16 protein-coding genes are annotated in these 18,021 nt (G+C 58.4%); 15 read left to right on the plus strand and 1 reads right to left on the minus strand.

From position 1 onward, the window contains the following. Window positions 1–343: 343 nt before the first annotated feature. Entirely contained in the window at window positions 344–1,483 is a 1,140-nt protein-coding gene (gene queG / locus AACV31_RS15125) for a tRNA epoxyqueuosine(34) reductase QueG (protein WP_146376452.1), read from the minus strand. Here queG and nnr point away from each other — a divergent pair. The 15 genes from nnr to AACV31_RS15200 all read left to right on the plus strand — a co-directional run bounded on the left by nnr (window position 1,482) and on the right by AACV31_RS15200 (window position 18,011). Further along, complete coding sequence (gene nnr, locus AACV31_RS15130) at window positions 1,482–3,011, plus strand: bifunctional ADP-dependent NAD(P)H-hydrate dehydratase/NAD(P)H-hydrate epimerase (protein WP_165155566.1); 1,530 nt, start codon at window positions 1,482–1,484, stop codon at window positions 3,009–3,011. The genes queG and nnr overlap by 2 nt on opposite strands. Continuing rightward, a complete protein-coding gene (gene tsaE / locus AACV31_RS15135; RefSeq protein ID WP_007702130.1) occupies window positions 3,004–3,462 on the plus strand; it encodes a tRNA (adenosine(37)-N6)-threonylcarbamoyltransferase complex ATPase subunit type 1 TsaE in 459 nt (152 codons plus the stop codon). The genes nnr and tsaE overlap by 8 nt, the downstream gene beginning before the upstream one ends. A 16-nt stretch (window positions 3,463–3,478) precedes the next feature. Further along, entirely contained in the window at window positions 3,479–4,822 is a 1,344-nt protein-coding gene (gene amiB / locus AACV31_RS15140) for an N-acetylmuramoyl-L-alanine amidase AmiB (protein WP_165155564.1), read from the plus strand. Window positions 4,823–4,831: 9 nt separating this feature from the next. Continuing rightward, complete coding sequence (gene mutL / locus AACV31_RS15145; protein WP_165155562.1) at window positions 4,832–6,751, plus strand: DNA mismatch repair endonuclease MutL; 1,920 nt, start codon at window positions 4,832–4,834, stop codon at window positions 6,749–6,751. Beyond that, complete coding sequence (gene miaA / locus AACV31_RS15150) at window positions 6,744–7,694, plus strand: tRNA (adenosine(37)-N6)-dimethylallyltransferase MiaA (protein WP_032806834.1); 951 nt, start codon at window positions 6,744–6,746, stop codon at window positions 7,692–7,694. Before mutL ends, miaA begins: the two co-directional genes overlap by 8 nt. Window positions 7,695–7,794: 100 nt before the next feature. Beyond that, complete coding sequence (gene hfq, locus AACV31_RS15155) at window positions 7,795–8,103, plus strand: RNA chaperone Hfq (RefSeq protein ID WP_004385293.1); 309 nt, start codon at window positions 7,795–7,797, stop codon at window positions 8,101–8,103. A 73-nt stretch (window positions 8,104–8,176) separates the two neighbouring features. Beyond that, window positions 8,177–9,457: a ribosome rescue GTPase HflX gene (hflX, locus tag AACV31_RS15160; protein ID WP_007764451.1), complete on the plus strand. Its 1,281-nt coding sequence runs from the start codon at window positions 8,177–8,179 to the stop codon at window positions 9,455–9,457. Window positions 9,458–9,624: 167 nt separating this feature from the next. After that, window positions 9,625–10,869: an FtsH protease activity modulator HflK gene (gene hflK / locus AACV31_RS15165; protein WP_007764448.1), complete on the plus strand. Its 1,245-nt coding sequence runs from the start codon at window positions 9,625–9,627 to the stop codon at window positions 10,867–10,869. Between the two features lie 2 nt (window positions 10,870–10,871). After that, the gene (hflC, locus tag AACV31_RS15170) at window positions 10,872–11,876 is read left to right on the plus strand and encodes a protease modulator HflC (protein ID WP_007764447.1); all 1,005 of its coding nucleotides are present in this window, start codon (window positions 10,872–10,874) and stop codon (window positions 11,874–11,876) included. Between the two features lie 62 nt (window positions 11,877–11,938). Further along, a complete protein-coding gene (locus tag AACV31_RS15175; RefSeq protein WP_007764444.1) occupies window positions 11,939–12,136 on the plus strand; it encodes a DUF2065 domain-containing protein in 198 nt (65 codons plus the stop codon). Between the two features lie 102 nt (window positions 12,137–12,238). Then, window positions 12,239–13,537 (plus strand): adenylosuccinate synthase, encoded by a 1,299-nt coding sequence (locus AACV31_RS15180; protein ID WP_007764441.1) that lies wholly within the window; start codon window positions 12,239–12,241, stop codon window positions 13,535–13,537. Window positions 13,538–13,690: 153 nt separating this feature from the next. After that, window positions 13,691–14,116, plus strand: a complete 426-nt coding sequence (gene nsrR / locus AACV31_RS15185) for a nitric oxide-sensing transcriptional repressor NsrR (RefSeq protein ID WP_004385299.1) — start codon at window positions 13,691–13,693, stop codon at window positions 14,114–14,116. A 36-nt stretch (window positions 14,117–14,152) separates the two neighbouring features. Beyond that, window positions 14,153–16,633, plus strand: a complete 2,481-nt coding sequence (rnr, locus tag AACV31_RS15190; protein ID WP_161589519.1) for a ribonuclease R — start codon at window positions 14,153–14,155, stop codon at window positions 16,631–16,633. An 81-nt stretch (window positions 16,634–16,714) separates the two neighbouring features. Further along, entirely contained in the window at window positions 16,715–17,446 is a 732-nt protein-coding gene (gene rlmB, locus AACV31_RS15195; protein WP_015742591.1) for a 23S rRNA (guanosine(2251)-2'-O)-methyltransferase RlmB, read from the plus strand. A gap of 166 nt (window positions 17,447–17,612) precedes the next feature. Continuing rightward, window positions 17,613–18,011, plus strand: a complete 399-nt coding sequence (locus tag AACV31_RS15200; protein ID WP_007764406.1) for a DUF350 domain-containing protein — start codon at window positions 17,613–17,615, stop codon at window positions 18,009–18,011. Window positions 18,012–18,021 lie beyond the last annotated feature (10 nt).

The following is an 18,021-nucleotide window of genomic DNA, read 5'->3' on the forward strand; positions in this document are numbered from 1 at the left end:
GGGAATAGCTCAGTTGGTAGAGCACGACCTTGCCAAGGTCGGGGTCGCGAGTTCGAGTCTCGTTTCCCGCTCCAAATCTCCTCGATTGTACAAATTATCCACAGCGATAAAGCGCGCTACGGCGGGTTTTTTACGTTTATCCCAAAGAGTTCTGAACAGAGTTATCCACAGATCGCAGAAAGTTATCCTGTGAGCAGGAATGATAATTTTATTCACATCTTTTATTTATCTTATTGATATTTAAAACAAATAATTTATTACCAAATGTTATTTTTGAGGCTTTTTGATAAACAGGGCCCTTGAATGACAAGACTTTTTTAATTTTATTCACAGCGAAACGCCTTTAGGCGTCGCGCGGCAATCCTTTTTCGATCACCCTGACCAGCCGCTGTTTCTGCGGCAACTGCACTTCCACCACGCACGCATTACGTTTGTCTGTTTGTTGCGCAATCGCCCAGTCAATATGCTCATCAAGAAGTGGGTGCTCACCTTTGCGTTGTTGCAGCGCCGTGATATTGGCTTCATCCCAGGGCGCATTACCGAGCGCGACCGCAATATTACGCAGCCAGCGTAAGTGGCCGATGCGGCGGATCGCCGACCCTTCCGTAACTTTCAGAAAGTGCGCTTCGCTCCAGCTAAACAGCTCAATCAGCTTCGGCGCATGCAGCGCCTGGCGTGGGCTGAAATCCGCTTCGTCGGTGAGCTGTGAAAAACGGTTCCACGGGCAAATCAGCTGGCAGTCGTCGCAGCCATAGATGCGGTTGCCCATTAGCGGGCGAAATTCTTCCGGAATGGCGCCTTCAAGCTCAATGGTGAGATAGGAAATACAGCGGCGCGCATCGACCGTGTACGGCTCGACAATCGCGCCGGTGGGGCAGATGGTCATGCAGGCCACGCAGCGCCCGCAGCCTTCTTCCACGGGTTTATCCACCGGCAACGGCAAATCCACCAGCAGCTCGCCAAGAAAAAAAAACGACCCGGCGTCGCGGCTTAAGATCAGGGAATGTTTGCCGGTCCAGCCGAGGCCCGCTTTTTCGGCGAGAGGACGTTCAAGGATGGGCGCGGAGTCGACAAAAGGTCTAAAATTCAGCGACGCGCAATGCTGTTGCAGCGTTTCGCCGAGTTTTTTCAGCCGGTTTCTCAAAAGCTTATGGTAATCGCGCCCCAGGGCGTAACGGCTTACGTAGCCGAGCGAGGGATCTTTCAACGTGCTGGCAAAGGCCGCATTGGCGGGCAGATAATTCATGCGCACGCTGATAACGCGCAGCGTGCCGGGCAGTAGCTCATGCGGGCGGGCGCGCAACATACCGTGACGCGCCATCCACTCCATCTCGCCGTGGTACTGTTTATCCAGCCACGCCTGTAATGCGCCTTCGCTGGCGCTGAGATCGGTATCGGTAATACCAACCTGCTGGAAACCGAGCTCGGCACCCCATTGTTTAATTTTTTGCGCTAACTGATTGAGATCGAGGGGTTCAGACATGACGGACCACGGGATGAACAAAAACGACGCCAGTATACCACACTCCGTCTGGCCCGCAGACTGGCTGCGTACGGCGGAGCGTGAGGCGGCGGACAGCCTCGGGCTGACGTTATACGAACTGATGCAACGCGCGGGCGATGCGGCGTTCCAGGTGGCGCGCGCGGCGTATCCGCACAGCCAGCGCTGGCTGGTGCTGTGCGGCCACGGCAATAACGGCGGCGACGGCTATGTCGTGGCGCGCCTGGCGCAGGCGGCGGGCATTGAGGTAACGCTGCTGGCGCTGGAGAGCGACAAACCCTTACCGGAAGAGGCGCAGGCCGCGCGTGAGGCCTGGCTCGGCGCAGGCGGCGAAATCCATGCGCCGCACACGCCGCTGCCGGAGACTTGCGATCTGATCATCGACGCGCTGCTCGGCACCGGGCTTTCGCAGGCGCCGCGTGAGAACGTCGCCACGCTGATTGAACACGCGAACCAGCATCGCGCGCCCGTGGTGGCGCTTGATATTCCTTCCGGCCTGCTGGCGCAAACCGGCGGCGCGCCGGGCGCGGTCATCCATGCCGCGCACACTGTGACGTTTATCGCGCTCAAACCGGGCCTGCTCACTGGCCGCGCTCGCGACGTCGTCGGGCGACTGCATTATCACGCGCTGGGGCTGGAGGCGTGGCTTGCCGGGCAACAGGCGCCGTATGCGCGCTTCGACGCCACGCAGCTTTCCCGCTGGCTCAGGCCGCGTCGCGCAGGCTCGCACAAAGGCGATAACGGCAAGCTGGTGATTATCGGCGGCGATCATGGCACCGCAGGTGCCATCCGCATGACCGGCGAGGCGGCGCTGCGTGCGGGCGCAGGTCTGGTGCGAGTACTTACTCGCGCGGAAAACATTGCGCCGCTTGTCACCGCACGCCCGGAACTGATGGTGCATGAACTCACCAGCGACGCGCTCGACGCGAGCCTGGAATGGGCCGACGTGGTGGTCATCGGGCCGGGGCTCGGGCAGCAGGAGTGGGGCAAGTCGGCGCTGGCGAAAGTGCGCCAGTGCGACAAACCGATGCTGTGGGATGCGGACGCGCTTAACCTTCTGGCAATCGCTCCCGATACCAGTCACAATCGCATTCTGACGCCGCACCCCGGCGAGGCCGCGCGGCTGCTTAACCGTAGCGTGGCAGAAATTGAGAGTGACCGCTTACTTAGCGCCAGAGAGCTGGCGCAGCGCTACGGGGGTTGCGTGGTGCTGAAAGGCGCGGGAACGGTGGTAACAGGGCCGCAGGACGAATGCGGCATTATCGATGTCGGCAATCCCGGCATGGGCACGGGCGGCATGGGCGACGTGCTTTCAGGGATTATTGGCGCGTTGCTGGCGCAGGGGCTTAACCCCTATGACGCCGCCTGCGCAGGCGGCGTGGCCCACGGCGCGGCGGCGGATGCGCTCGCGCAGCGCTTTGGCACGCGCGGCATGCTGGCGACCGATCTGTTTTCCACGCTCTATCGTTTTGTTAACCCGGATATAGACACAGACCAGAATCATGATTAATCGCGTTATACCTTTACCCGAAGAGCAGGCTACCCTCGATCTTGGCGCACGCGTGGCACGCGCCTGCACAGGCGCGACCGTTATCCATCTTTATGGCGATTTGGGCGCGGGCAAAACCACGTTCAGCCGTGGGTTCCTGCAGGCGTGTGGTCATCAGGGCAATGTCAAAAGCCCGACGTACACGCTGGTAGAGCCTTATACGCTGGAAAACAGAATGGTTTATCACTTCGATCTCTATCGTCTGGCCGATCCGGAAGAGCTGGAGTTTATGGGCATCCGCGATTACTTCACCGATGACGCTATTTGTCTTGTCGAATGGCCGCAGCAGGGGGCGGGCGTGTTGCCGCCGCCAGACATCGAAATCCACTTGTCATGGCAGGATCAGGGGCGTGAAGCGCGGGTGAAAGCGGTCTCCGCCGCCGGCGACGCGCTGCTGGCTCGCCTCGCCTGAACGCAAGGACGACAGGATGATCACACGCATGAAAAACTGGGTAGTGGCGCTTCTGCTGGCGATATGCGCGCCCGCATTCGGGGCGACGCTATCCGATATTCAGGTTTCCAACGGCGATGGCCAGGCGCGGATCACCTTAAGTTTTATGGGCGATCCTGAATACGCTTACTCGCAGCAGGGTAAGCGCAGCGTCGCCCTTGATATTAAACAGACAGGCGTGATTCAGGGGCTGCCGCTGATGTTTAGCGGCGAAAACCTGGTCAAAAGTATTCGCGCCGGTCAGCCCAACGATAATCAGTCGCTGCGCCTGGTAGTCGATTTAACTAAAGACGGTAAAGCCCGCGCCGTGAAGCAGCAAAAGGGCGCGGGTTATAACGTCGTCTTCACGATCGATGCCGATGAGCCGCCGCCTCCGCCGCCGCCCGTAGTGGCGCAGCGTGAGCCTGTCGCCGCACCCGTTCGATCGTCCGAGCCTGCGCGCAACCCGTTCCGCTCGGATAACGACCGTATCACCAGCGTCGTCGGCAGCAATACCGTGACGCGGCCGGGGCGCAGCGTCAGCCAGGCGACGACATCCGATCGCGTGGTGGTGGCTATCGACGCCGGACACGGCGGTCAGGACCCTGGCGCTATCGGCCCCGGCGGCGTACGCGAGAAAAATGTCACCATCGCCATCGCCCGCAAGTTGCGTATGTTGCTCAATGACGATCCGATGTTCAAAGGCGTGCTGACTCGCGACGGCGACTACTTTATCTCGGTGATGGGCCGCTCCGATGTGGCGCGCCAGCAAAACGCGAATCTGCTCGTGTCGATTCACGCCGACGCCGCGCCTAACCGCGACGCCACCGGCGCGTCCGTCTGGGTGCTCTCTAACCGCCGCGCCAACAGCGAAATGGCGAGCTGGCTGGAGCAGCACGAGAAACAGTCGGAACTGCTCGGCGGCGCGGGCGACGTGCTGGCTAACAGCCAGGCGGACCCGTACCTGAGCCAGGCGGTGCTGGATTTGCAGTTCGGCCATTCGCAGCGCGTCGGTTATGATGTCGCCACCAGCGTGCTGGGGCAGCTTCAGCGGGTGGGCTCGCTGCATAAACGCCGGCCGGAACACGCAAGTCTCGGCGTACTGCGCTCGCCCGATATTCCGTCGGTACTGGTAGAAACGGGTTTTATCAGCAATAACGGCGAAGAGCGCTTGCTGGCAAGCGACGATTATCAGCAGCAAATCGCCGAAGCGATTTATCAGGGGCTGCGCAATTACTTTATTGCACATCCGCTCCAGGCCGCGCCAAAGGGTGACGGCGGAACGGGGCAGACCGCCCGCTCCGCTGACAACGCCACAAGCCAGGTCACCGTGATTCAGTAAGGAGAATTCATGCCGATTCAGGTTCTGCCGCCGCAGCTTGCGAACCAGATCGCCGCGGGCGAGGTGGTGGAGCGCCCTGCGTCGGTCGTGAAAGAGCTGGTGGAAAACAGCCTCGACGCTGGCGCCACGCGCATTGATATCGATATCGAGCGTGGCGGCGCGAAGCTTATCCGCATTCGCGATAACGGCGGCGGCATTAAGAAAGACGAGCTGGCGCTGGCGCTGGCGCGTCACGCCACCAGTAAAATCGCCTCGCTGGACGATCTCGAAGCCATTATCAGCCTCGGCTTTCGCGGCGAAGCGCTGGCCAGTATCAGCTCGGTATCCCGTCTCACGCTGACTTCACGCACCGCCGATCAGCAGGAAGCCTGGCAGGCTTACGCCGAAGGCCGTGATATGGATGTGACCGTCAAACCCGCGGCGCACCCGGTCGGCACCACGCTTGAAGTGCTGGATCTGTTCTACAACACCCCCGCGCGGCGCAAATTCATGCGCACCGAGAAAACCGAATTCACGCACATTGACGAAGTGGTGCGGCGTATCGCGCTGGCGCGTTTTGACGTAACGATTAACCTCAGCCACAACGGCAAAATGATGCGCCAGTACCGGGCCGTACAGGGCAACGCGCCGCGCGAGCGACGTCTGGGCAGCATTTGCGGCCCGGCGTTTCTTGAGCAGGCGCTGGCTATTGAGTGGCAGCATGGCGATCTGGCGCTGCGCGGCTGGGTGGCGGAGCCGAAAGCCACCACGGCGGCGCTGGCCGAAGTCCAGTATTGCTATGTGAATGGCCGTATGATGCGCGACCGGTTGATCAATCACGCGATTCGTCAGGCCTGCGAAGATAAACTCGGCATCGATCAGCAGCCTGCGTATGTGCTGTACCTGGAAATCGATCCGCATCAGGTGGATGTGAACGTACATCCCGCCAAGCATGAGGTACGTTTTCACCAGTCGCGGCTGGTGCACGATTTTATCTATCAGGGTGTGGTGAGCGTGCTTCAGCAGCAGGCGGCAAACCCGCTCTCGCTGAATGAGCCTGCCGAAGACGCGCCGCGCTGGCAGCCGGAAAACCGCGTCGCGGCGGGGAAAAACCAGTTCGCCGACCCGGCGCCGCGCGAGCGTGAACGCGCAACCATCCGCGAAAGCGATGCGCCGCGTTATGCCTCCGGCGGTGCGTCAGCGGGCGGCGGTACAGGCGCCGGGCGCAACGGCGCCAGCAACGGCGGCTGGCCGAATGCGACGCCGGGCTACCAGAAACAGCAAGGCGCGCTGTATAAGCAACTGCTGGAGACGCCCGCCGTCACGCTGCCGCCTGTCGCGCCCGCGATTGCCACAATGCGTGAAACGGCGCCGCCTGCGCCTGCGCTGGAGGGGCATTCGCACAGTTTTGGGCGCGTACTGACGCTGGTATCTGAAAACGTGGCTTTGCTTGAGCGCGACGGTAAGTTAATGCTGCTGGCCTTGAGCGTGGCGGAGCGTTGTCTCAAGCAGGCGCAGCTGTTGCCGCGCGATGAAGCGCCCTGCGCACAGCCGCTGCTGATTCCGGTTCGTCTGAAAATTTCCGGCGATGAGCGTGAGGTGATGACGCGCGCGCAGCCGCAACTGGCGCGTCTGGGTATTGAAATCGTCCTCGACGGACATCACGTGACAATTCGTGCAGTGCCTTTACCCTTACGCCAACAAAATTTACAAATCTTGATTCCTGAACTGATAGGCTACCTGGCGCAGCAACCAAACGCTGACGACGCCGCTGTTGCCGGATGGCTTGCCCGCCATCTGGTTATCGCGCAACCGTGGAGCGTCGCGCAAGCCATCGCGACGCTGGCGGAGCTCGAAAGGCTGTGTCCGCAGATGGTGAAAACGCCGCCGGGTGGTTTATTGCAACTTATTGATTTACAACCGGCGATGAATGCCCTGACACATGAATGACGTAAGTAAAACTGGCCTTCCGAAGGCGATTTTTCTGATGGGGCCGACGGCATCGGGCAAAACGGCGTTAGCCATTCGCCTGCGCCAGACGCTGCCGGTGGAGTTGATTAGCGTGGATTCCGCGCTGGTCTATAAGGGCATGGATATCGGCACCGCCAAGCCTGATGCGCACGAATTGTCGCAGGCGCCGCACCGCTTGCTGGATATTATCGATCCCGCGCAGGCTTACTCCGCGGCCGATTTCCGCCGCGATGCGCTAAAAGAGATGGCGGATATTGTCGCCGCCGGGCGCATACCATTGCTGGTGGGCGGCACCATGCTCTACTTTAAGGCGCTGCTGGAAGGGCTTTCGCCGCTTCCGTCAGCGGATCCGACCGTCAGAGCGGAGATTGAACGACAGGCCGCAGAGCAGGGATGGGACGCATTACACCGCAAGCTTCAGGAAATAGATCCTGTCGCGGCGCAGCGAATCCATCCCAACGATCCGCAAAGGCTTTCCCGGGCACTGGAAGTTTTTTTCATTTCGGGTAAAACTTTAACGGAACTGACGCAGACGTCAGGAGAAGCTCTGCCCTATCAGGTGCATCAGTTCGCCATCGCCCCGGCGAGCCGTGAACTGCTCCATCAGCGCATTGAGCAGCGTTTTCACCAGATGTTGGCTTCAGGTTTTGAGGCAGAAGTCCGGGCGTTATTTGCCCGTGGAGATTTGCATACGGACATGCCTTCCGTTCGTTGTGTGGGTTACCGGCAGATGTGGTCTTATCTGGCGGGTGAAATTTCATATGACGAAATGGTTTATCGAGGTATTTGCGCCACGAGACAGTTAGCGAAGCGGCAAATGACCTGGCTGCGCGGTTGGGAAGGCGTACACTGGCTCGACAGTGAAATGCCTGAACAGGCGTACAGCGATGTGTTACAGGTTATTGGTGCGAAGCAACAATGAATGTGTACAATTGAACCGTATCGTGCGCGGATTTTTACGCAGTTTTTCAGAGCCCAAGGGTTCAAGAGTATAAACAACAAGCATATAAGGAAAAGATAGAATGGCTAAGGGGCAATCTTTGCAAGATCCGTTCCTCAACGCTCTGCGTCGGGAACGTGTTCCAGTTTCTATTTATTTGGTGAATGGTATTAAGCTGCAAGGTCAGATTGAATCTTTCGATCAGTTCGTGATCCTGTTGAAAAACACGGTCAGCCAGATGGTTTACAAGCACGCGATCTCGACCGTGGTGCCGTCTCGTCCGGTTTCTCACCATAGCAACAACGCGGGTGGCGGTTCGAACAACTACCATCACAGCAACAACGCACAGCCATCTTCCGCTGCCTCTCAGGATAGCGAAGACGCCGAGTAAGGCCTGGCTGTTGCTCCATGTCGGGGGACCAGTTCGTCTGTGTTCCCCGCTGGTATTTTAAGAGGGTTTACGCTTGTTTGACCGTTATGATGCCGGTGAGCAGGCGGTGCTGGTACACATCTATTTTACGCAAGACAAAGATATGGAAGACCTCCAGGAATTCGAATCCCTGGTCTCTTCCGCCGGTGTCGAAGCATTACAGGTGATTACCGGTAGCCGTAAAGCGCCGCACCCAAAGTATTTTGTTGGTGAAGGTAAAGCCGTTGAGATTGCCGATGCAGTCAAAGCCACTGGGGCGTCAGTTGTCCTTTTTGATCATGCGTTGACCCCGGCCCAGGAACGTAACCTGGAGCGTCTGTGCGAGTGTCGCGTTATCGACCGCACCGGCCTGATTCTTGATATTTTCGCCCAACGTGCGCGTACCCATGAAGGTAAGCTGCAGGTTGAGCTGGCGCAGTTGCGCCATTTAGCTACGCGACTGGTGCGCGGCTGGACTCACCTTGAACGCCAGAAAGGCGGTATCGGCCTGCGCGGGCCGGGTGAAACCCAGCTGGAAACCGACCGTCGCTTACTGCGTAACCGTATTACTCAGATCCTCTCGCGGCTGGAGCGCGTCGAGAAGCAGCGAGAGCAGGGACGTCGGTCGCGTACCAAAGCCGATATTCCCACCGTCTCTCTGGTGGGCTACACCAACGCCGGCAAATCCACCCTGTTTAACCAAATCACCACGGCTGAGGTGTATGCAGCGGATCAGCTGTTCGCCACGCTCGACCCGACTTTACGCCGCATAGACGTCGCGGATGTCGGCGAAACGGTGCTGGCGGATACCGTTGGGTTTATCCGTCATCTGCCGCATGACCTGGTCGCCGCGTTTAAAGCCACGCTGCAGGAGACGCGTCAGGCGACGCTGCTGCTGCATGTGATTGACGCCGCGGATGTCCGCATGGCGGAAAACATCGAGGCGGTTAATACCGTGCTCGAAGAGATAGACGCCCACGAGATCCCGACGCTGCTGGTGATGAATAAAGTCGACATGCTGGAGGATTTCGAGCCGCGTATCGACAGAAACGACGAGAATGTGCCCATCCGCGTGTGGCTTTCCGCACAGACGGGGGCGGGCGTGCCACTGCTTTTCCAGGCCCTGACGGAACGTCTCTCCGGCGAAATAGTCCAGCATGCGCTGCGCCTTCCGCCGGAAGCCGGACGTCTGCGGAGCCGGTTTTACCAGCTTCAGGCGATCGAAAAAGAGTGGATGGAGGAGGACGGTTGCGTCGGGTTGCACGTTCGCATGCCGATTGTTGACTGGCGTCGCCTCTGTAAACAGGAACCGGCATTGGTTGACTACGTGGTCTAACCGGCTGGCCGAAGCCTGAAAATATTCCCCTTTGGGGGGTACCCGGATGGACTCAGGCGGGGTAATGACGCCCGCGCTTTTCGCTCCTGGCATGGCGAAAACGCACGGCATCACGCCGCCTGAAGAACGAAAGGTATATCACCGCATAACAAATATGGAGCATAAACATGGCGTGGAATCAGCCCGGTAATAACGGACAGGACCGCGACCCGTGGGGAAGCAGCAAGCCTGGCGGCAACTCTGGGGGAAATAAAGGTGGTCGCGAGCAAGGGCCGCCGGATCTGGATGATATCTTCCGTAAGCTCAGTAAAAAGCTGGGCGGTATTGGCGGTGGTAAAGGCGGCGGTTCTTCGCAAGAGCCGCGCAGCCCGGTCGGTGGGCGCATTGTAGGCATCGTCGCGGCCGCTGCGGTCATCTTATGGGCCGTCACCGGGTTTTATACCATTAAAGAAGCTGAGCGCGGCGTTGTGACGCGCTTTGGCAAATTCAGTCATCTGGTTGAGCCTGGTCTTAACTGGAAACCGACCTTTATCGATGAAGTGGTGCCGGTCAACGTGGAAGCCGTGCGCGAGCTGGCTGCCTCCGGCATTATGCTGACCTCTGACGAAAACGTGGTGCGCGTTGAGATGAACGTGCAGTACCGCGTCACCGATCCACGTCGCTACCTGTTTAGCGTCGCCAACGCCGACGACAGCCTGCGTCAGGCAACCGACAGCGCCCTGCGCGGCGTTATCGGCAAATACACTATGGACCGCATTCTGACGGAAGGCCGTACCGTTATTCGTAGCGATACCCAGCGCGAGCTGGAAGAAACCATTCGTCCGTACAACATGGGCATTACGCTGCTGGACGTCAACTTCCAGGCCGCTCGTCCGCCGGAAGAAGTGAAAGCCGCGTTTGACGACGCGATTGCCGCACGTGAAAACGAGCAGCAATACATCCGTGAAGCGGAAGCGTACACCAACGAAGTCCAGCCGCGCGCGAACGGTCAGGCGCAGCGTACGCTGGAAGAAGCCCGCGCGTATAAAACGCAGACCATCCTGGAAGCGCAGGGTGAAGTGGCGCGCTTTGCGAAGATCCTGCCGGAATATAAAGCCGCGCCGGAAATCACCCGCGAGCGTCTGTATATCGAAACCATGGAAAAAGTGCTTAGCCACACCCGTAAAGTGCTGGTCAATGACAAAGGCGGAAACCTGATGGTGCTGCCGCTTGATCAGATGCTGAAAGGCGGTTCCGCGCCTGCCGCGAGCGACGACAACAACAGCGGCAACCCGCTGCTGCGTCTGCCGCCGGCCTCCGGCAGCGGCAACAGCGGCGCGAGCAACAGCGCGTCCTCTGGCCGTGGCGATATTATGGATCAACGCCGTGCCAACGCGCAGCGTAACGATTACCAGCGCGAAGGGAGTGAATAACGATGCGTAAGTCAGTCATTGCGGTAATCATCATCGTGCTGGTGGTGCTTTACACCTCGATTTTTGTGGTGAAAGAGGGTGAGCGCGGCATCATCCTGCAATTCAGTAAAGTCGTGCGCGACAACGATAACAAGCCGAAAGTGTACGAGCCTGGCCTGCACTTTAAACTGCCGTTTATCGAGTCGGTGAAGACGCTGGACGCCCGTATCCAGACCATGGATAACCAGGCGGACCGCTTCGTCACCAAAGAGAAGAAAGACCTGATCGTCGATTCATATATCAAATGGCGTATCAGCGATTTCAGTCGTTACTACCTGGCGACAGGCGGCGGCGATCTCTCTCAGGCGGAAGTCCTGCTGAAACGTAAGTTCTCGGACCGTCTGCGTTCTGAAATCGGTCGTCTTGACGTCAAAGACATCGTTACCGATTCCCGTGGTCGCCTGACTTCTGAGGTACGCGAAGCGCTGAACTCCGGTTCTGCGGGTACTGAAGATGAAGTCGAAACGCCAGCGGCGGATGACGCTATCGCTTCTGCGGCGAAACGCGTAACCGAAGAAACCAATGGCAAAGTGCCGGTTATCAACCCGAACAGCATGGCGGCGCTCGGTATTGAAGTGGTTGACGTGCGTATCAAGCAGATCAACCTGCCGGCGGAAGTCTCTGAGGCTATCTTCAACCGTATGCGCGCTGAACGTGAAGCGGTCGCCCGTCGTCACCGCTCGCAGGGCCAGGAAGAAGCGGAAAAACTGCGCGCGGCGGCGGATTACGAAGTGACCCGTACGCTTGCAGAAGCCGAACGTCAGGCGCGTATCCTGCGTGGTGAAGGCGATGCCGAAGCCGCGAAACTGTTCGCGGACGCGTTCAGCCAGGATCCGGATTTCTACGCCTTTATCCGTAGCCTGCGTGCGTATGAAAACAGCTTCAACTCCAATCAGGACGTCATGGTGCTGAGCCCGGACAGCGATTTCTTCCGCTATATGAAAACGCCGGCCAATAGCGCACGCTAAGCCCTAACCCTTAACAAGAGCCGGTTATCACCGGCTCTTTTTTTATGCAGGTTTTACGCACAATGAATACAACGGTTTTACTGGCGTTAGCGCTGGTGCTGGTGGTTGAAGGGCTTGGACCGCTGCTTTTTCCACGTCTGTGGCGGCGGATGATCCTCTCTATGACGCAAATGCCGGACACTTTATTGCGCCGTTTCGGTGGTGGTCTTGTGGTTGCCGGGATAGTGATCTACTACATGTTGAGGAAAACGATTAACTGAATAAAAATCGGGCAAAATCGACGAAATTTGTATACAAAAAGGGCTGAACATCAGCAAAGCTGGTGTTAGAATCCTTTTTTAAGCAAACGGTGATTTTGAAAAATGGGTAACAACGTCGTCGTACTGGGCACCCAATGGGGTGACGAAGGTAAAGGGAAGATCGTCGATCTTCTGACTGAACGGGCTAAATATGTTGTGCGCTACCAGGGCGGTCACAACGCCGGCCATACTCTCGTAATCAACGGTGAAAAAACCGTCCTCCATCTTATTCCCTCAGGCATTCTTCGCGATAACGTCACCAGCATCATCGGTAACGGCGTCGTGCTGTCGCCTGCCGCGCTGATGAAAGAGATGAAGGAACTGGAAGACCGTGGGATCCCGGTTCGCGAACGTCTGCTGTTATCCGAAGCCTGCCCGCTGATCCTCGACTACCACGTTGCGCTCGACGTCGCACGTGAGAAAGCGCGCGGCGCCAAAGCCATCGGCACCACCGGTCGCGGCATCGGACCGGCCTATGAAGATAAAGTCGCACGTCGCGGTCTGCGCGTGGGCGATCTCTTCGATAAAGCCACCTTCGCTGACAAACTGAAAGAAGTGCTGGAATATCACAACTTCCAGCTGGTGAACTTCTATAAAGTCGAAGCGGTTGACTACCAGAAAGTGCTCGACGACGTCATGGCGATTGCCGACGTGCTGACCAGCATGGTGGTAGACGTTTCCGACCTGCTGGATCAGGCGCGTAAACGCGGCGACTTCATCATGTTTGAAGGCGCGCAGGGCACGCTGCTGGATATCGACCACGGCACCTACCCGTATGTGACCTCTTCCAACACCACCGCAGGCGGCGTAGCGACCGGTTCCGGCATTGGCCCGCGTTATGTGGACTACGTGCTCGGCATCATCAAAGCCTACTCCACGCGCGTTGGCGCAGGTCCGTTCCCGACCGAGCTGTTCGACGACATCGGCGAATTCCTGTGTGAAAAAGGCAATGAATTCGGCGCCACCACGGGCCGTCGCCGTCGTACCGGCTGGCTGGATGCGGTAGCGGTACGCCGCGCCGTGCAGATCAACTCCCTGTCTGGCTTCTGCCTGACCAAACTGGACGTTCTGGACGGGCTGAAAGAGGTGAAAATCTGCGTCGCTTACCGTATGCCGGATGGCCGCGAAGTCACCACCACCCCGATGGCGGCGGATGACTGGGAAGGTATCGAGCCGATTTACGAAACCATGCCGGGCTGGTCTGAATCCACCTTCGGCGTGAAAGAGCGTGACGGCCTGCCGCAGGCGGCGCTGAACTACATCAAACGTATTGAAGAAGTCACCGGCGTGCCGATCGACATCATCTCTACCGGTCCGGATCGTACCGAAACCATGATCCTGCGCGATCCGTTCGACGCATAACACTATCAGGGCGCGGCAAACGCGCCCTTTGTTTACCCGGTTTTTACCCGCCTTTTTCAAATAAATTAGCCGCCTGACATCTGGCTGGTTTATCATCAACATATCGCCCTCTGGGCGAACCGCGTTTTTCCCCTCCCATATTCTGAGGTTGATGTGCAGTTAACGAGTTTTACCGATTTCGGGCTACGGGCTTTGATCTATATGGCGTCCTTGCCGGAAGGCCGCATGACCAGCATTTCTGAAGTCACTGAGGTGTACGGCGTATCCCGCAATCATATGGTCAAAATTATCAACCAACTTAGTCGTGCGGGCTATGTCACCGCCGTGAGGGGTAAAAACGGCGGGATCCGCCTTGGCAAACCAGCCGCAACCATCCGCATTGGGGATGTGGTGCGTGAGCTGGAGCCCCTGTCTATAGTGAACTGTAGTAGCGCGTTCTGTCACATCACCCCTGCGTGTCGCCTGAAACAGGTGCTGGGTGACGCAGTGGCGCGTTTTCTTCAGGAACTGGATAACTACACGCTGGCCGATTTAGTGCAGGAAAACCAGCCGCTCTACAAATTATTGCTGGTGGAATGACGCATTCGCGCCACTGATGACAACGGAGGAACCGCTATGTCACACGATCCTTTTCAGGAACGAGAAGCTGAAAAGTACGCCAACCCCATCCCGAGCCGGGAATTTATCCTCGAGCATTTAACAAAACGTGAAAAACCGGCTAACCGCGATGAACTGGCGTCCGAACTCGGTATTGAAGGCGAGGAGCAGCTGGAAGCGCTGCGTCGCCGCCTGCGCGCCATGGAGCGCGACGGCCAGTTAGTTTTTACCCGTCGCCAGTGTTATGCGTTGCCGGAACGTCTTGATCTGCAAAAAGGCACCGTGATCGGCCATCGCGACGGTTACGGCTTTTTGCGCGTCGAAGGACGTAAAGACGATCTCTATCTCTCCTCGGAGCAGATGAAAACCTGTATTCACGGCGATATCGTCCTGGCGCAGCCGCTCGGCTCAGACCGTAAAGGCCGCCGCGAAGCGCGCATTGTGCGCGTGCTCGTGCCCAAGCAGAGCAATATTGTCGGACGCTATTTCACCGACGCGGGCGTCGGCTTCGTCGTGCCGGACGACAGCCGTCTGAGCTTCGATATCCTGATCCCGCCGGAAGAGGTGATGGGAGCCCGCATGGGTTATGTGGTGGTCGTCGAACTGACCCAGCGCCCGACCCGCCGCACCAAAGCTATCGGCAAGATAGTGGAAGTGCTTGGCGACAACATGGGCACCGGCATGGCCGTCGATATGGCGCTGCGCACCCATGAAATCCCTTACGTCTGGCCGAAAGCCGTCGAAGAACAGATTGCGCACCTGAAAGAAGAAGTGCCTGAAGAGGCCAAAGTAGGGCGCGTTGATTTGCGCAACCTGCCGCTCGTCACCATTGACGGCGAAGACGCGCGCGACTTTGACGATGCCGTATTCTGTGAGAAAAAACGCGGCGGCGGCTGGCGCCTGTGGGTGGCTATCGCCGACGTCAGCTACTATGTACGCCCGCCGACGCCGCTTGATAACGAAGCGCGCAACCGCGGCACGTCGGTTTACTTCCCGTCGCAGGTTGTTCCGATGCTGCCGGAAGTGCTCTCCAACGGCCTGTGCTCGCTGAATCCGCAGGTGGATCGCCTCTGTATGGTCTGCGAAATGACCATCTCCGCCAAAGGCCGCCTCACCGGTTATAAATTCTATGAAGCGGTGATGAGCTCGCACGCCCGCCTGACCTATACCAAGGTGTGGCATATCCTTCAGGGCGATGAAGATCTGCGCAGCCAGTATCAGCCGCTCGTGAAGCATCTCGAAGAGCTGCACACGCTGTATAAAGCGCTGGAAGAGGCGCGCACCGAGCGCGGGGGCATCTCGTTTGAGAGCGAAGAAGCGAAGTTTATCTTCAACGCCGAGCGCCGTATCGATCGTATCGAGCAGACCCAGCGTAACGACGCGCATAAGCTTATCGAAGAGTGCATGATCCTCGCCAACATCTCGGCGGCGCGCTTTGTCGAGAAGCATAAAGAGCCGGCGCTGTTCCGTATTCACGACCGTCCGACCAACGAAGCGATTACCTCGTTCCGTTCTGTGCTGGCGGAGCTGGGCCTTGAGCTGCCGGGCGGCAACAAGCCGGAGCCGCGCGATTACGCCGCGCTGCTGGATTCCATCGCCGATCGTCCCGATCACGAGATGCTGCAAACCATGCTGCTGCGCTCGATGAAGCAGGCGATTTACGATCCGGAAAACCGCGGCCACTTCGGCCTCGCGCTGCAATCCTACGCGCACTTTACCTCGCCGATTCGCCGCTACCCGGATCTTACGCTGCACCGCGCTATCAAATATTTGATAGCGAAAGAGCAGGGTCACGAAGGCAACACTACCGAGAGCGGCGGCTGGCACTACACCATGGAAGAGATGCTGCAACTGGGCCAGCACTGTTCCATGACCGAACGCCGCGCCGATGAAGCCACCCGCGAAGTGGCGGACTGGCTGAAGTGCGACTTCATGCAGGATCAGGTCGGACAGACCTTCTCCGGCGTGATTTCAAGCGTCACCGGCTTTGGTTTCTTCGTGCGCCTGACCGATCTCTTCATCGACGGCCTGGTGCATGTCTCGTCGCTGGACAACGACTACTATCGCTTTGATCAGGTCGGTCAGCGGTTGATCGGCGAATCCGGCGGTCAGACGTACCGCCTGGGCGATCGCGTCGAAGTGAAAGTCGAAGCGGTTAACATGGACGAGCGCAAAATCGACTTCTCGCTGATCTCCAGCGAGCGCGGACCGCGTAACGTGGGTAAAACCGCGCGCGAGCGCGAGAAGAGGGGCGGGAATGGTGGCGGTGGCGGTAAAAATCGCAGCCGCCGTCAGGTCGGCAAACGTCAGAATTTCGAGCCTAACGAAGCCTTTCGTAACGAGAAAGGGCGCGGAAAGGTAACGAAAGAGGGCGGCGCCGCTCGACCGGAGAAGAGCGACAAACCGGCGAAAAGCGGTAAAAAACCGTCGGCGAAGACGCAAAAAATCGCGGCCGCGACCAAAGCGAAGCGCGCGGCGAAGAAAAAGCGCGACGAGTAATCGCGGGGCCTGCACGCCAGGCCCGATTGATCACGTATTGCCTAACACCGGGCGGCTCGCCGCCCATAACGAGTACCATTCATGAGTGAAATGATTTACGGCATCCACGCGGTGCAGGCCCTGCTGGAAAGCGCGCCCGAGCGCTTTCAGGAAGTGTTTATTCTTAAAGGACGTGAAGACAAACGTCTGCTGCCGCTGATCCACGCGCTGGAAGCGCAGGGCGTGCCGGTACAGGTGGCAAACCGCCAGTGGCTGGATGAAAAAGCGGATGGCGCGGTGCATCAGGGCATCGTGGCGCGCGTGAAGCCGGGGCGTCAGTATGGCGAAAACGATCTGCCGGATCTGCTCGCGGCGCACGCCCAGCCGTTCCTGCTGATCCTGGACGGCGTGACCGATCCGCATAACCTCGGCGCCTGCCTGCGCAGCGCCGACGCGGCGGGCGTGCATGCGGTGATCGTGCCAAAAGATCGCTCCGCGCAGCTCAACGCGACCGCCAAAAAAGTCGCCTGCGGCGCGGCGGAAAGCGTGCCGCTGATCCGCGTTACGAACCTCGCGCGCACCATGCGTCTGTTGCAGGAAGAGAATGTCTGGATCGTCGGCACCGCGGGCGAAGCGGATCACACCCTCTTCCAGAGCAAAATGACCGGCCCCCTGGCGCTGGTAATGGGCGCGGAAGGGGAAGGGATGCGCCGTCTTACCCGTGAACATTGCGATGAGCTTATCAGCATCCCGATGGCGGGCAGCGTCTCTTCGCTGAACGTCTCGGTGGCGACCGGCATCTGCCTCTTCGAAGCCGTGCGTCAGCGCAGCTAATCTTGAAACCCTCTGCGGAGGGTTTTTTATTGCCTGACGTTTCCCGCCCCGCCTGTGTAAAGTTTTATTAAAGCGCCAGAAACGATAAACTCCGCTGCTACTATAAGCGCCACAGGCTATTTGCCTGTTTAATCAATACCTCTAACTGGACTCAGGAGATGCAACCGTGCAGACATTCCACGGACTGATGGCGTTTTGCGCTTACTTTTTTATCGGGCTGGCGATGATTAACTGTTTCATGTTCATCTACACCCGCATTACCGCTCATGACGAGTGGACATTAATCAAAGAGAATAACAGCGCGGCGGCGATTACGTTCGGCGGCGCGATTTTAGGCTATGTGGTGCCGCTCGCCAGTGCGGCGATCAACTCCGTCAGCATTACAGACTATCTGATTTGGGGGGCGATCGCGCTCGTCGTCCAGCTTATAATCTACGGCGGCGTGCGTTTATACATGCCGAAACTGAGCGAGAAAATTATTAACCGTAACGTTGCGGCCGCCATATTTATGGGCGTGGCGTCGCTGGCGGGCGGTATTCTGAACGCGGCCTGTATGACCTGGTAAAAGGCAATCA

It is taken from the genome of Cronobacter sp. EKM101R (assembly GCF_963888145.1).
Lineage (GTDB): Bacteria > Pseudomonadota > Gammaproteobacteria > Enterobacterales > Enterobacteriaceae > Cronobacter > Cronobacter turicensis.